Annotated in this window: 11 protein-coding genes and 1 pseudogene; 4 read left to right on the top strand and 8 right to left on the bottom strand. The window is 67.8% G+C overall.

The genetic code is table 11. The annotated features are described in order from the left end of the window. Window positions 1–221 precede the first annotated feature (221 nt). The 3 genes from HWY45_RS33165 to HWY45_RS33155 all read left to right on the top strand — a co-directional run bounded on the left by HWY45_RS33165 (window position 222) and on the right by HWY45_RS33155 (window position 4,213). Window positions 222–944, top strand: coding sequence for a FadR/GntR family transcriptional regulator (locus HWY45_RS33165; RefSeq protein ID WP_059801107.1), 723 nt, complete (start codon window positions 222–224; stop codon window positions 942–944). Between the two features lie 381 nt (window positions 945–1,325). Further along, window positions 1,326–2,450 (top strand): ABC transporter substrate-binding protein, encoded by a 1,125-nt coding sequence (locus HWY45_RS33160; protein ID WP_059883788.1) that lies wholly within the window; start codon window positions 1,326–1,328, stop codon window positions 2,448–2,450. Further along, window positions 2,447–4,213, top strand: coding sequence for a GGDEF domain-containing protein (locus HWY45_RS33155; RefSeq protein ID WP_059883787.1), 1,767 nt, complete (start codon window positions 2,447–2,449; stop codon window positions 4,211–4,213). Before HWY45_RS33160 ends, HWY45_RS33155 begins: the two co-directional genes overlap by 4 nt. Window positions 4,214–4,328: 115 nt before the next feature. On the opposite strand, the gene HWY45_RS33150 is transcribed toward HWY45_RS33155, so the two are convergent. The 7 genes and pseudogenes from HWY45_RS33150 to HWY45_RS33120 all read right to left on the bottom strand — a co-directional run bounded on the left by HWY45_RS33150 (window position 4,329) and on the right by HWY45_RS33120 (window position 12,042). Continuing rightward, entirely contained in the window at window positions 4,329–4,628 is a 300-nt protein-coding gene (locus HWY45_RS33150; RefSeq protein WP_059801101.1) for a DUF4148 domain-containing protein, read from the bottom strand. 247 nt (window positions 4,629–4,875) lie between these two features. Then, window positions 4,876–5,136, bottom strand: coding sequence for a hypothetical protein (locus HWY45_RS33145; RefSeq protein WP_059558501.1), 261 nt, complete (start codon window positions 5,134–5,136; stop codon window positions 4,876–4,878). A 111-nt stretch (window positions 5,137–5,247) separates the two neighbouring features. Then, window positions 5,248–6,006 (bottom strand): hypothetical protein, encoded by a 759-nt coding sequence (locus HWY45_RS33140; protein ID WP_059883786.1) that lies wholly within the window; start codon window positions 6,004–6,006, stop codon window positions 5,248–5,250. Window positions 6,007–6,360: 354 nt separating this feature from the next. Then, window positions 6,361–6,969: a nucleotidyltransferase domain-containing protein gene (locus HWY45_RS33135; RefSeq protein WP_059883785.1), complete on the bottom strand. Its 609-nt coding sequence runs from the start codon at window positions 6,967–6,969 to the stop codon at window positions 6,361–6,363. 451 nt (window positions 6,970–7,420) lie between these two features. After that, window positions 7,421–7,996 (bottom strand): annotated as a pseudogene (locus HWY45_RS33130) (tyrosine-type recombinase/integrase); the annotation flags it as partial. After that, window positions 7,989–9,392: a multidrug transporter subunit MdtD gene (gene mdtD, locus HWY45_RS33125; protein ID WP_059883784.1), complete on the bottom strand. Its 1,404-nt coding sequence runs from the start codon at window positions 9,390–9,392 to the stop codon at window positions 7,989–7,991. The gene mdtD and the pseudogene HWY45_RS33130, both read right to left, overlap by 8 nt. Window positions 9,393–9,573: 181 nt before the next feature. After that, window positions 9,574–12,042, bottom strand: a complete 2,469-nt coding sequence (locus HWY45_RS33120; protein ID WP_230946958.1) for a penicillin acylase family protein — start codon at window positions 12,040–12,042, stop codon at window positions 9,574–9,576. Between the two features lie 196 nt (window positions 12,043–12,238). Between HWY45_RS33120 and HWY45_RS33115 the strand changes: the two genes are divergently transcribed. Next, window positions 12,239–12,583, top strand: coding sequence for a DUF3088 domain-containing protein (locus HWY45_RS33115; protein WP_059883803.1), 345 nt, complete (start codon window positions 12,239–12,241; stop codon window positions 12,581–12,583). Between the two features lie 21 nt (window positions 12,584–12,604). On the opposite strand, the gene HWY45_RS33110 is transcribed toward HWY45_RS33115, so the two are convergent. Beyond that, on the bottom strand, window positions 12,605–13,945 hold the full coding sequence (locus HWY45_RS33110) for a glycosyltransferase family 4 protein (protein ID WP_081069848.1): 1,341 nt from the start codon (window positions 13,943–13,945) through the stop codon (window positions 12,605–12,607). Between the last annotated feature and the right edge of the window lie 6 nt (window positions 13,946–13,951).

Here is a 13,951-nt window from a genome sequence, read left to right as displayed (position 1 = left end):
AGCGAGCGCGCCCGGCGGCGGTGTCTGCGCATTATGGGTGGTATGCCAATTGTGTTGGATAGTGGTTTACCAGTCGTCCGGATAATCAACGACGGACCAGGCTTATCAGTGACGCATTGAAGGGAAGGGCGCCAGCGCGCCGCCGGGTGGCCGGAAATTGGTGTACCATTTTGGCGATCCGGCGCCGTGGGTGGCGGCGGCAAGCCTGCTGCGAGAGTTCGATGACCGATTTATCCAACCTGCCCGGCCACCGCGACGCGGATGCTGCGGATCGCTCCTACATTGGCCTCGCGCGGCAGATCCATGCGATGGTCGCGGCCGGCGCGTTCGAGGCGGGCGCGCGGCTGCCGTCGGAGCGCAGCCTGGCCGACCAGTTCGGCGTGAGCCGCACGCAGGTGCGCGAGGCGATCATCGCGCTCGAGGTGCAGGGGATCGTCGAGGTGCGGGTGGGGTCGGGCATTTACGTGTCGGCCGCCGATGCCGCGAAGCCGGTGACGTTCGAGGTGCCGCGCGGGCCGGGCCCGATCGAGACGCTGCGCGCGCGTGGGCTGATCGAGGCGGAGATCGCGGCGCTGGCCGCGCTCGAGCGCAAGGACGCCGATCTCGACCGGATGTTCGTCGCGCTGACGACGATGCGCGAGCAGATGGACGACAAGGCCGCGTACGACGCGGCCGATCGCCAGTTCCACATGCGCATCGCGGAATCCACCGGCAACACGGTGCTGCTGCACATGGCCACGGCGATGTGGGACTGCGCGCGCAGCGACCCGCTGTGGGACAAGATCGAGGAGCATTTTCATTCGCCTGCATTGCGCGCGGCCTCGCAGGAAGATCATCAACGGATCTTCGCGGCGATCATGGCGCGCGACGCCGACGGCGCGCGCGACGCGATGCGTGCGCACCTGGCGCGCGTGATCGCGGAGTTCACGCAGGCGTGGCGTTAGGCCTCGTTCGCGCGCGCATTAAACAGACAACAGACGATTGATTGCCAACGAGAAGGCGGTAATGCGACCGTAAGCGGCCGATTGGCGCGTCGACAGCAAGCGACGCGCGAAAGCCCGTCGCCGCTGCTCAATTTCAACCTCGGGTTGCCGATAACACGACAGGGCATCGATCGACATTCGTTTGCGGACGCAACGGATTGCGAATGACCGCATCGATACGATGATGCGCGAGCGCATTCGATCCGTAGCGCGAATCATTCTGATTTCGTCGGCGCGGCACACATGTGAAGCGACATTGCATGCGGCTAGTTCGTATTGCGTGGCGATATTTTTTATGGTGTCGTTGCAAGCTATCGCATCGACTCGAAAAAGGACAGTCGAATGCAGCCGGGCGATTCGGAGACACTCCGATTGATCAGGGGAATCGGCGCAGGTTGGCGCGGGGTCAACGTTGCATTGCGCCGGATTCTCATTCTCTTCGCGCTGAGCCTGTCGTGCTCGCCGGGCTTTGCTGCACCCGAATCCGCCAACGAAAACGTTTTGCGCGTGCTTGCATGGCCCGGCTATGCGGACAGCGATGTCGTCAGCGCTTTCGAAATGCAATTCCATGCGCGCGTCGAAGTGACGCTCGTCGATTCCGACGAAGCGCTGTGGTCGCGCATGCATAGCGCTTCGCCGCCGCCGTACGACGTGCTGGCGGCGAACACGGCCGAGATCGAGCGCTATGCGCGCGACAACCTGCTCGCGCCGCTGGACCTGTCGCGCATTCCGAACCGGCAGCGGCAGTTGCCGAACTTCCAGCAGGTGGCGAACATCGGCGGGCTCGTGCGCGACAACGCGACGTACGGAATCCCGTTCACGTATTCGTCGATGGGGCTGATCTACGACCGCAAGCAGGTGCCGGTCGCGCCGCGCTCGATGCGCGAGCTGTGGAACCCGCGCTACCGGGGCAAGGTGCTCGACTTCAACAGCGCGCAGCACAACTTCTCGTTCACCGCGCTCGCGCTCGGCTATGGCGACCCGTTCAAGCTGTCGCCGGCGCAGTCGCGCGCGGTTACGCTCAAGCTGATCGAGCTGCGGCGCAACCTGCTGACGTACTACACGCTGCCCGAGGAGGCGACCGCGCTGTTCGTCCGGCATCGCGCGGCGCTGATGTTCGGCAACTACGGCACGCAGCAGGTCGAGCTGCTGCGCCGCGCGGGCGCGGATGTCGGCTACGTGATTCCGGACGAGGGCGCGCTCGCGTGGCTCGACTGCTGGGCGATGACGCGCGGCGCGGAACACCCCGAGCTGGCGCTCGCGTGGATCAACTACATGCTCGAACCGTCGGTCGGCGCGCTGCTCACGCAACGGCAGGGGCTCGCGAACACGCTTGCGCCGCCGTCCGGCCTCGATGCGGGCCGCCAGCACCTGGTGTGGCTGCAGCCGGTCGAGGACATCGCGCGCCGCGAGGCGTTGTGGAGCCGCATCGTGTCAGGGGATCGCCCGGAGCGTTTCGGCAAATGATCAAGCTCGGGTTGACCTCGAAACTGTCGGTGCTGCTCGCCTGCATCGGTGTGATCGCATCCGGCGCGACCGGCTATTACACGTACCGCGCGAATCGCGCGATGCTCGTGCAGGAGGCGCAGCACAGCCTGCTGATGTCGACGCAGCTCCTCGGGCAGCGTTTCACCGCCGCGCTCGGCGACGTCGCGGACGATGCGCTGGTGCTCGCGACGATGCCGTCGTCGTCGGCCGTGGCGCTCGGCGAGGACGCGACCGCCGATGCGGTGCGCCGCCGGCGGCTCGAGCAGGTGTATTACAGCTTCATGACGCATCACCCCGAATACATGCAGGTGCGCCTGATCGCGCGCGGCCAGTACGGGCTCGAACGGATTCGCGTCGACCGCGATGCGCGCGGCGTCGTCGTGATGCCGGACAGCGAATTCCAGGAGAAAGGCCAGTTCTCCTATGTGTTCGACACGCTGGCGACGCCGCCGGGGCACATTTACCTGTCGCCGATCGCGATCAACCATGAAACCGGCTCGCATGCGGCCGAAGGGCAGCCGATCCTGCGGGTCGGCACGCCGGTCGTCGACACGCGCGGCGAGACGGTCGGCGCGCTCGTGATCGACGTCGACCTGACGCGCGTCTTCACGCGGCTGGAGCGCGACCTCCCGGAAAACTACGTCGTGTATCTCGCCAACGAGTGGGGCGACTTCCTGGTGCACCCCGATCCGGCGCAGGCGTTCGGCTTCGATCGCGGGCGGCGCGTGCTGATGCAGGACAGCTTCCCGGTCACGCAGCCGCTGTTCGACGACGTGCGCACGAGCGTGACGCTCAACGGCCTGGCGAACCCCGGCCAGGCGCTCGCGCAAATGCTCGCGTTCGCGCGCACGCCGTTCAGCCGCGGCGAAGGCAACCGCTTCGTGGTGCTCGGGCTGTCGCGCCCGCTGTCGGACGTGCTCGCGCCGGCCGCCATGCTCGGCGAGCGGATCGTGCGGATGGTGCTGATCTCGAGCCTGCTCGCGGTGATCCTGGCGATCCTGTTCGCGCGCGCGATCACGCGGCCGCTGCAGGTGCTCGCGCGCGCGGCGATGCACGTGTTCGACGATCCGGCCGCCGAACGGCTGCCGGTCGGTCGCTCGGACGAGATCGGCATTCTCGCGCGCTGTTTCGACTGCATGCGCGTCGAGATCCGCACGCAGGTGACGATGCTGCGCGCGAAGCAGCAGGAGCTCACGCATCTCGCCGGGCACGACATGCTCACCGGGCTGCCGAACCGTCTGCTGTTCATGGAGCGGCTCGACGGCGCGATCCGTCACGCGTCGGTGACCAACGAAGGGCTCGCGGTGATGTTCGTCGATCTCGACCGCTTCAAGCAGATCAACGACCAGCTCGGGCATTCGGCCGGCGACCGCACGCTCGTCGCGGTCGCGAAGCGGCTGAACCTCGTGCTGCGCAGCGGCGACATGGCCGCTCGGCTCGGCGGCGACGAATTCATCGTGCTGATCGCGGGGGTGCGCACGCCCGAGCTGATCGGCGACATCGCGTCGCGCATCCAGATCGTGATGGCCGAGGAGCTGGAATTCGGCGAGCGGCGCATGGCGGTGGGGGCGAGCATCGGCGTCAGCGAGTATCCGGTCGACGGCGCGTCGGCGGAGGAACTGCTGGTCAAGGCGGATGCCGCGATGTATGCGGCGAAGGCGTCGGCGCAGCGGGCGTATGTGCGCTACCAGGAACTGCTCGGCGCGGGTGCATGCGCGGATGGCGCGGAGCGTGAATCGTAGGGGGCGCCGGCAACGGCGGGTGACGGGCGGCGGCCGCCATCAATGCAGCGAGCCCGTCGCTGGACGGGCTCGTTGCGGGGCGAGCAGGCTGCGCGGCAAGCGCGCAGAGGCTGGCTTAGTGGCCGAAGTAGACCGAGTCGCGCGGGCTTTGCGCCTTGACGGCCGGGGCGCCGCCTTGCACGGCCGGCGCAGGTTGCGCACCGTAGCCGCTGTTGTCGGCGGCTTGCACGCGGGCCTGGGCGGCCTGGATGTCGGCCGGGTAGTACGGGCTCGACAGGCCCGGCTTGTAGCCGGCCTTTTCCAGCTGGACGAGTTCGTTGCGCACTTGCTCGCGGGTCACGCTGCCTTGCGCGAATGCGCCGAACGAAGCGGACAGGGCGCTGGCGGCGACGACTGCGTAGACGATCGATTTCATGATGACCTCCGGTGTTTGTTTGGCTCTTCCGCGTTCGACACCATGTCGTAAGCGGTTGAATACATCGTAGGCGCCGGAGGACTTAGGGTAAACGTGGATTTCGGTGAAAGATCGTTGCCTCAGGGGCAACAATTCCAAGATAAACACCGTCTGGCCCTAAAGACCATCTCGCATATTGCAATCGTCGGTGTGGCGGGCGGGTGCCGGCGCGGGCTGCGGCGGCGGGAGGGATGGGGCGCGCGGCGCCTCAGACGCTGTCGGCGTCGTCGATTTCCTTGCGTTCGCGGCGCTCCTCGTTGCCGCGGCGCGCCCGCAGGCGCTGGCGCGACAGCACGGCGATCACCTGCTGCGTGGGGGCGCCGGACGGGAGTTCGTTGCGGATGCGGTCGGCTACCATCGGCAGGCCCGCGCGCTGGCGGCGCAGCGCCTTCGCGATCGCCCGGCGGCATTCGTCGCCGTGGCATTCCCACTCATCGCGGATTTTCAGGCAATAACGGCATGTGTCCATGCCGGACAGTCTAACGCGTCTTGCGCTGCGGCGACCCGTCAGGAAACGCAGGGTCGGGCATCGGCGACAGGGCGGCGTGCGGTGCGTCGGGCACGGCGCACGCCGCCGCGCTCACGTTTCCAACTCGGGTCGGCGCGTGTCCGGCGGCGCGACGCGGGTGTCGCTGGCGGCTCGTGGCGGGTTCGCGCCTTCGCGTTTTTCGAGGAAGTACATCGCCAGCGCGGCGATCGTGAGCAACGTGAAGGCGGCGGGGCCCGTCATCGCCGCATGGCTGACCTGCAGCAGATATCCCGCCGCGGCAAGCAGGATGCCGAGCACCACGTTGGCCCGCGTGCGCCGGCGCAGCCAGCGTTCGAGCCCGACGAACGCCATCGCGAAAAATGCCGCCCACGACCCGCTCTCGCTGATGACCGACCCGACCCCGCCCGTCCACGGGTCGACCCAGGACTTGTTCAGCAGCGTCGCGATGGCCGTCTGCTGGTCCGGTGCCATCTGCGCGGCGATCTGCAGCAAGCGGCCGAGCCCGATCCCGCCGACCGCGTCGAGCACCGTGTAGGCCACCAGGAAAACGAAGGTCGACACGCGCGCGAGCCAGGCGACCGGGCCCGGATCGTCGCCGACGAGCAGCCAGAGGCCGATGCAGACGAGCACGACGCACGGCGTCTGGATCATGTGCAGCGCAAACCACCAGGCCGGGCCGAAATACGCAAGCGCGTGATGGCCGTGATCGTATTCGGGCTTCGACAGGTAGTCGAACATGTCGGGGTTGTGCGTGAACCCGGCAGGATGAAACAGCTCGATCGTCGCCAGCACGATCGGCGCGACGAAAAGGCACAGCCACCACAGCACGGCCCGGGTTGTTCGGTTCATATTCGGCTCCTGATTGGCTTGCGAATCGCATTGACGGCGGACCGCGCGTGTCGGCACGGGTGCGATATCGGTCGAGGAATGAAAATGATCGATTGAATGATTTCTCGCGAATGTGCGCTCGAATCGCGTGTCCCATTCGCTCTCAGTCAGCATAGGACACGCGCTGGCGAATGTTAAGAATGAATCTCGTATGGAAACAGGCGCGGCCGATTTATATTCGGCGCGCTCTTTTTCAATTCAATTGGAACGTTGGTGATGGAAATGGCATGAAAACGCCAGCCATTTCCCAGTGGCCGCTCTTGAGGTTCTTGTCCGTCTCGTCGCCCCTCCACTCGGAACGACGACGAGTGGCCGTTACAACGCTCGCGCCCATTCGTTGCCGGGGTGGAGCGCGTCGAGGCAGTCTTTCAGCCACGCGCGTTCGATAGCCGGCAGTTTCGGTAACGCGCGCTCGAAATCCTGATGGTCTTTGGGGCGCCGATCCCTGGCCTTGAACAGAAGCACGGCGGACGGATTCAGATACGGGATGCCGTCAGCCGTTCTCATCACCATGTCGGCGCGAGGGCGCTTGAACGATGGATCTCTCTTGTAGGCCCACAACGCGTGCGTTCCAGGCTCGATCATCATGTCGATCCGCCAACTTTCCGCCGCGCGGTCGAATCCCCGGAATTGCATGATCTCGGACGGCGCATCCCGAGTTGCCGGCAGTTTTTCGACGACGCCCGCATGGGCGGTGTAGAACGCCAAATCACCGAACGCCTGACGGAATATGCCGAAGTCTTCTCTTAGGATCGTGAACTCCAGATCGCCGTGTTCGCGCGTCTGGGCGCCGTGCCAAAGATCGAGGGCCCATCCACCGACGACACACCACGGCAACCGTATATCGCTCAGCCGTCGAGCGAGTTCGGCCGGTTGCCATGCATTCCACGCTTCCTGGTCGGGGATAGCCGTTTGAGTATTCATCGTGTTGGCGTGACTTGCACTGTAGAGTCGCCACGGCTTTTCTCAAAAGCGTATGTGGCCGTGAAAGAAATTCCGTATTTACGATTAGTTTTCATGCGGATGGCGTGCGCTTCCGAAGATTGATCGGCAATTTTGCTTCGCTGGTACGTCGCAATGTATTGAAGTGCCGAGCGTTTTCCCGCGCTTTCGTGATTCGCGAAGACCGATTGCGAAGTTCTTGATGCATGGCATTTACCCCGTGCGTTTCAGCAAGGAATACGGTGAAGGAGGGTTTGCGAACTCGGTGGCTGCCTTTGGAAGAACGCTTCCGATGTCGCTTGGGGTGGCAGCGTTGACCTGCGTCGTGGCGCCTGGCCTTCAACGATGTGAACGGGCGTAGCCGGCCGGCGCAGCCCGCGCGCCGGCAAGCAGGCCGTTTCCTTGAAAAGGGCGCGATTAGCCTGGCGGCGCGTCACCAGTCCATCCGGTGCTTCTCCTCGGTCTCGCGGTGCCGCAGGTCGTCGTCCGCGTGCAGATACCGGCTCGTCGTGGTCAGCGACACATGGCCGAGGTTGTCGCGCACGAGGCGCAGGTCGAGCCGGCCGTCGGCCATGTGCGAGCCCGCGCTGTGGCGCAGCCAATGCGCGGACGCCTGTTCGAGCACGCGCGCCTGTTCCGCGCCCGCGTCGCCTTGCGCGCGCAGCCGGTCGGCCGCCTGCCGGAACACGGTCTTGACGATCAGATGCAGCGCCGCGCGCGTGAGCGGCCGCTGCGCATGCCCGACCGGCAGCACGAGCGGCGTGGCCTCGCCGTCGACGGGCAGCGCGGGCAGCCGATGCGCGCGCCGGTAGCGCGACAGCTCGGCCATCATCTCGTCGGTGGCGGGCACGAGCCGTTGCCGGCCGCCCATGCCGGTGACGTCGAGCCACCACCGGTCGCGCCCGTGCGCATCGCGTCGGCAGAAGAACTGACCCATCGTGTTCTGCGCGACCTCGGTGATCCGCAGACTTGCGCGAGCCGCGCGCCGAACCGCTCGCGCGTCAGCGCGGCGCTTGCGTCGGCGCAGGCTGCGACGCGTGCGCTTGCCTTGGCACCGGCGCGCCGATGCGCCGGAACACGAGCGCCGACAGCAGCGTGATCGCGCCGATGCACACGAACGCGAGCATGAAGCCGCCCGACGCGGACCCGAAGCGCGCGGAGAACACGTTCACGAGCCCGCCGCCGATCGACACGCCGAGCGCCATCGCGAGCATCTGCATCATCGTGAACAGGCTGTTGCCGCTCGCGGCGTCGGCATGCGACAGGTCCTTCAGCGTCACGCTGTTCATTGCCGCGAACTGCATCGAATTGGCCGCGCCGAACACGACGAGCAGCGCGCCTTCGAGCCACGGCGACGGCTGCCCGGACACGAGCGCGAACGCGGCGATGGTCACGCCGATGATCAGCGTGTTGACGACGAGGAACGCCGGATAGCCGTAGCGCTGCACGAGCGGCGCGATCTGGCGTTTCGACAGCACGCCCGCGATCGCGGCCGGCAGCATCATCAGGCCCGAATGCAGCGGCGTGTAGCCGAGCTGCACCTGCATCAGCAGCGGCAGCATGAACGGGACGGCGCTCGAACCGATCCGGCACAGCAGGTTGCCGAGCAGCCCCGCACCGAAGTTCGGCTCGCGGAACAGGCCGAGCCGGAACAGCGGGCGCGCCCGCACGCGCGCGTACGGTACGTATGCCAGCGCGGCGGCGGCGCCGAGCGCGGCGAAAGCGGCCGACCACGCGGTGTGATGCGCGCCCACCGGCGGATCGACCGCGAGCGACAGCAGGATCATCGCGGCCGACAGCAGCGCGCAGCCGACGAAGTCGAACGGTGGCGGCTGCGTCGCGTCGTCGTGCCGCAGGTAGCGCCGCACCGCGACGAAGCCGAGCACGCCGACCGGCACGTTGACGAGAAAGATCCAGTGCCACGACACCGCTTCCGCGAACCAGCCACCGAGCGTCGGGCCGAAGATCGGGCCGAGCTGCCCCGCGATCGACACGAACGCGAGCGCAGACACGTATTGCTCGCCGGGCACGCTGCGCAGCACCGCGAGCCGGCCGATCGGCATCAGCATCGAGCCGCCGACGCCTTGCAAGGCGCGCGCGACGACGAGCTGGTCGAGCGACCGGGCCGCGGCACAGCACACCGAGCCGAGCACGAAGGCCAGGATCGCGATCGAGAACACGCGCCGCGTGCCGAAGCGGTCGGCGAGCCAGCCGGACGCGGGCGTGAGCATCGCCATCGTCAGCGTATAGACCACCACCACGGGCTGCATCGCGAGCGGCGACGCGTGAAGGCTGCGGGCGATGGACGGCAACGCGGTATTGACGATCGTCGTGTCGAGCGTCTGCATGAAGAACGCGGAGGCGACGATCCAGAGCAGCGCGGTGTGTGACGTGATACGGGGCATGGCGAAATCGGTTGAGGCGCGACCGGGCGGCCGAAGGCGTCGTGCCGCTCGAGCGACAGACAGCGACCGATGTTATCGGGTCGCGTGGTAATCGGGAAGTGGCCTGAAGGTGTTGACTGCCGTCGCCATCGAGGCAAGCGCCGCGTCGGCGGGCGGCGGTGCGTCCCGCCGTCAGGCCGCGTCACCCACCCGCCGGCACCAGCGCCAGCCGCTTGCACGCGCACCGCTCGACGCTCGCCGCATCGGTCGGAATCGTCACGTAGCGGCCGTTCGCCCACTCGTCCATCCGGTCCGAATACCACGCCGAAAACCGGTTGCCGGACTGGCCGACCGGCATCGCGAAGCGGGCCGCATCCGGCGCGGCCATGTCGATCACCATCCGCATCGCGGCCGCCATCTTGGTCTCGTAGGGCGCGGCGGCGTCGCTGAAGTCGTTGCCGCCGACGTCGACCGTCGTCATGTCGCCGCCGAACGGCACGCGTACGTCGAACCAGCGCGCGAGCCACGGCACCTGGTGAAACGGCCGGTGACGCGCGAGCGCGGCGTGCGCGTCGCCCCAGCGCCACGCGCGCATGTCGTCCCCGTAGCGCTGTTTCAGGTCGCGCAACGCGGCCCGCAGCGCCGCGCCGACTTGGGCGGAACACGGCGCAGGCGCCGCCGTGCCGGCCGCTTTGCCGCACCACGCGGCGCCGATCGTCGGGTCGCGCAACGCGTTCAGCAACGCCTGGTGCAGGTTGCGCTGGCGCCAGTATTCGGCGAACAGTTCGCGCCCGGCGCGCGGCTCGAAGACGGCCTGCGCGGCCGCGCGTTCCCACGCGCTGGCGATCAGCGGTTCGGCTTCGTCCGCGCGCGCGACGCGATCCCAGCGCCGCAGCCGCGCGAGCGCGTCCGCCTCGTCGCGATCGGCCGGCAGGCCGGCGCGGGCGATCAGCAGCGGCAGCAGGTCGGCCTGCGACGGCGACTGAATATCCGCCTGGATCGCCGCGAAGCTGTCGAGCGAGTGGGTGGCCCGCGCGTCGAGCAGCGCCGTGATCCGCTTGTAGCGGTACGGCAGCACCCATTCGCCGCTGAGGAAATACGGATAGCCGCGTGGCACGATCCGGTTGTTCGCGGTCACGATGCGGCCGGCCGGCGGATTGAGCGCCTGCGGCAACGCGTCGAACGGCACGAAGCCGCTCCAGTCGTAGCGCGCATCCCAGCCGGGCGCGGGCACTTCCGTCATCAGGTCGTTGCCGGGCCGGCGGATCGGCACGCGCCCGGGCGCGACGAAGCCGATGTTGCCGTGGCGATCCGCATACACGATGTTCTGCTGCGGCGCGTCGAACTTCGCGGCGGCGCGCAGGAATTCCGGCCAGTCGCGCGCATGGTCGAAGCCGAGCCCGGCCTCCATCGTCGTATCGTCGGGCATCAGCGCCGTCCATTGCAGCGCGAGCACGTAGCGGCTCGAGCGGCGCAGCGCGTCGCGGGCGTTCGCGGACACGTCGCTGATCACGGGCCCGTGCCGCGTTTCGCGCACGGTCCAGCGCACGGCCGGCTGGCCTTTCACGGCGATCGTTTCCGTGCGCGTCGCGAACCGGGCCCAGCCGCCCGGCGTGCGGTAGTAGTCGGGCCGCGTGAGGTCGACCTGCTCGATGAACAGATCCTCGACGCTCGTGCCGGTGTTGGTCATGCCCCACGCGATCTGCTCGTTGTGGCCGATCAGCACGACCGGCAGGCCGGGCACGGTGCCGCCCGCGACGTTCAGCCGGTCCGAGCGCAGATGCGCGAGATAGAACAGCGGCGGCGTCGACAGGCCGAGATGCGGGTCGTTCGCGAGCATCGGCAGGCCGCTTTCCGAGCGGTTGCCGGCCACCACCCAGTTGTTCGAGCCGAGCCCCTCGACGTGCTGCGACGGCTGCGCATCGAGCGCGGCGGCGGCCGTCACGGCCAGCGCCGACAGGCCGCGCAGCATCGGCACGTAGTCGATCGTCGCCATCGGCGTCGCGTCTTCCGGCGCGGTCGTCACGAGCTGGCGGATCTGCGCGAGCGGCAGCCGCTGCGCGAGCCGCATCCGTTCGATCGCCAGCGCCATGTTGCCGCCGAGATCCCACGCGAGGACCGACAGCCACGCCACCGAATCCTCGGGGGTCCACGGTATGGGCGCGGGCGCGCCCGTCATCAGGTATTCGATCGGCAGGGCCGGGCCGCGCGTGGCCAGATACGCGTTGATGCCGGCCGCATAGCGTTCGAGCGCGAAGCGGGTGTCCGGCGACAGGTGGCGATAGATGCGCTCGGCATTGCGCTTCACGCCGAGCGTGCGCATGAACTGATCGAGCGGCAGCGTGCGCGCGCCGAGCACTTCGGACAGCGTGCCTGACGCGATGCGGCGATTCATGTCGAGCTGCCACAGCCGGTCCTGCGCATGGACGAAGCCCAGCGCGAAATACGCATCGCCGTCGGTCCTGGCGACGATGTGCGGAATGCCGTGCGCGTCGCGGGCGACGACCACGCGCGCGGCGGGCGTGGCCGCGCGCGGCAGGGTGACGGCGCCTTCGAGCACCGGCAGCGACGCGCGGCCGTACAGCGCGACGCCGCCGCCCGCGAGCGCGATCAGCAGGAGGACGAGCAGGCTGAAGGCCAGCCCGGCCCGGCGAAGTGTGCGAGGCAGCAAGATATCCGTCTCCTGGATGGATGCGCCGTGCCGGACATTATCGCAGCAGGCGATGCGGCGTCGACCTCATGGCGCGCGGCATAACCTTATGCGAATTGCTTGGTTCGGCTTGTGCGCGGGCGGCCGTATCGTTCACGGTTATCGCGGGCCGCTGCCCATGCGGCGCGCGAACGATCTGAACACAGGAGAACGCGACATGAGTCGGGACGTGCTGTTTCTGCTGGAACCGGGCTTCACCGATCCGAAGCATCCGGGCGAACGCTTCGTCTGCCCGCACGGGCTGTCGATCGAGGGGCTGCTGGCGAGCGATCCGTCGCGGGCGGCATCGCTCGACGTGAAACGCATCGGCTTCGCGCGGCCGCGCCACGACGTGATCGCGGCGCTGGACGACGCGCACCAGGGCCTGCCGGCGCTCGTGCTCGGCGCGGGCCAGCCGGCGCCGCCGGATGCGCTGGTGCTCGGCGAGGTTCGTTACGTGACCGACCCGAAGCGCATCGTCGAGCTGCTCGCGCAGCGCCACGGTTTTCCGAAGGTGCATTGACGCGGGGCGGCGCGTCGCGCGTCAGCAGGTCAGCGCGGGCGAATTGCAGATGCACGCATAGACCTCGGTGTAGCGGCTGACGGCGGCCGCGGAGTCGAACCTGCGCCGGGCCGTCTCGAAGCCGGCGTCGCCCGGCGCGTCGGCGTGCGAGGGATCGGACCACAGCGCCTCGATGCGTTGCGCGAGCAGCGGGATGTTGCGCGGCGGAATCAGATAGCCGGTTGCCCCGTCGTCGACGAGGTCCGGCGGCCGGCCGGCCGAGGTGCCGATCACCGGGCGCCCGGCCCACATCGCTTCGAGCGCGGACAGGCCGCAGGTCTCGAAGTAGTTCGGCATGCAAAGGATGGTCGCGTTACGGTATGCATCGTACTTCGCGTCACCTTGCAGCGAGCCGACGAACTCGACCTGCCGCCCGATCCCGAGCGATTCGGCGAGGCTGCGCCACGGCGCGGCGTTGCCGCCGCCCGCAACCTTGAGCGGGACGGCCAGCCCGCGCTGGCGGAGCATGCAGAGCGCATGCAGCAACTCGCTCAGGCCCTGGTGCTCGACGAGGCTGGCGGAAAACAGCACGTAGCGGCCGTCGGCGGCGCGATCGGCATCCGGCAGCAGGTTCCGTTCGAATGCGCCCGCATGGTCGCCGATCACCGTCGATTGGGCGCCGGCGCCGACGCACGCGATCATGTCATGACGAACGGCATCGGATGCGACGACACGCGCGTCCGCGTGCGACACCAGGAAATCGACCGCCGCGCGGTAAAGCCGGCCGGCCGTCCGATAGCGGGCGAAGCATTCTCCCGAGTGGACATGCAGAATGCAGCGGCGCCGCAGGAGCCTGGCAATCGCAAAGAGCGCGGCCTTGCGCATCAGCGAGCCGGGCGACGTCACGTGGAACAGGACGAGATCCGCCTGCAGCGCACGCAGCGCGAAACGCGGGAAATCGATGGTCGGGAACAGCACGACGCTCGCGGGCGACGCGCAATCGCGCGTGCCGAAGAACGCGGCCTCGATACGGTGCGCGCGCAACTGCTCGGCTTTCGCCTGAAGATTGGACAGGATCGCCGCGACACCGACGTCGCGTGCGTTTCCCGGCCCAACGTGCAGCACCCGGAGGTTCCGGTCGGCATGGGCAGTCATCTGGGTCTCTCGCTTCTGATTGTTCGTGTACGGCGCAGGGACGAGGACGCTGCTCACGGCAGACCTTGAATCTCGGGAGCCTGTGAAAGACAGCATAGGCAAAAGCGCCTCAAGGTCCAACGAAAGATCATTAATCGTCGGCAGCGCCGGGATGAAGAAGGGCGGCGGCACGCAGACTTTTCCCCGGCCAGGCCTGATTGGTGTGACGAAACGCGCCGGTGAGCGCATGGAAGA

Origin of the sequence: Burkholderia stagnalis, from assembly GCF_902830275.1 — a bacterium.
GTDB classification, from domain to species: Bacteria; Pseudomonadota; Gammaproteobacteria; order Burkholderiales; family Burkholderiaceae; genus Burkholderia; species Burkholderia stagnalis.
Note: the sequence above shows the minus strand (reverse complement) of the source record. Positions and strands in the feature narration are given on the sequence as shown.

Coding starts and splice junctions, on each gene's coding strand:
- HWY45_RS33145 (WP_059558501.1), bottom strand. CDS start 5,136: ATGGACACATGCCGTTATTGCCTGAAAATCCGCGATGAGTGGGAATGC.
- HWY45_RS33165 (WP_059801107.1), top strand. CDS start 222: ATGACCGATTTATCCAACCTGCCCGGCCACCGCGACGCGGATGCTGCG.
- HWY45_RS33110 (WP_081069848.1), bottom strand. CDS start 13,945: ATGCGCTCACCGGCGCGTTTCGTCACACCAATCAGGCCTGGCCGGGGA.
- mdtD (WP_059883784.1), bottom strand. CDS start 9,392: ATGCCCCGTATCACGTCACACACCGCGCTGCTCTGGATCGTCGCCTCC.
- HWY45_RS33140 (WP_059883786.1), bottom strand. CDS start 6,006: ATGAACCGAACAACCCGGGCCGTGCTGTGGTGGCTGTGCCTTTTCGTC.
- HWY45_RS33150 (WP_059801101.1), bottom strand. CDS start 4,628: ATGAAATCGATCGTCTACGCAGTCGTCGCCGCCAGCGCCCTGTCCGCT.
- HWY45_RS33155 (WP_059883787.1), top strand. CDS start 2,447: ATGATCAAGCTCGGGTTGACCTCGAAACTGTCGGTGCTGCTCGCCTGC.
- HWY45_RS33160 (WP_059883788.1), top strand. CDS start 1,326: ATGCAGCCGGGCGATTCGGAGACACTCCGATTGATCAGGGGAATCGGC.
- HWY45_RS33135 (WP_059883785.1), bottom strand. CDS start 6,969: ATGAATACTCAAACGGCTATCCCCGACCAGGAAGCGTGGAATGCATGG.
- HWY45_RS33115 (WP_059883803.1), top strand. CDS start 12,239: ATGAGTCGGGACGTGCTGTTTCTGCTGGAACCGGGCTTCACCGATCCG.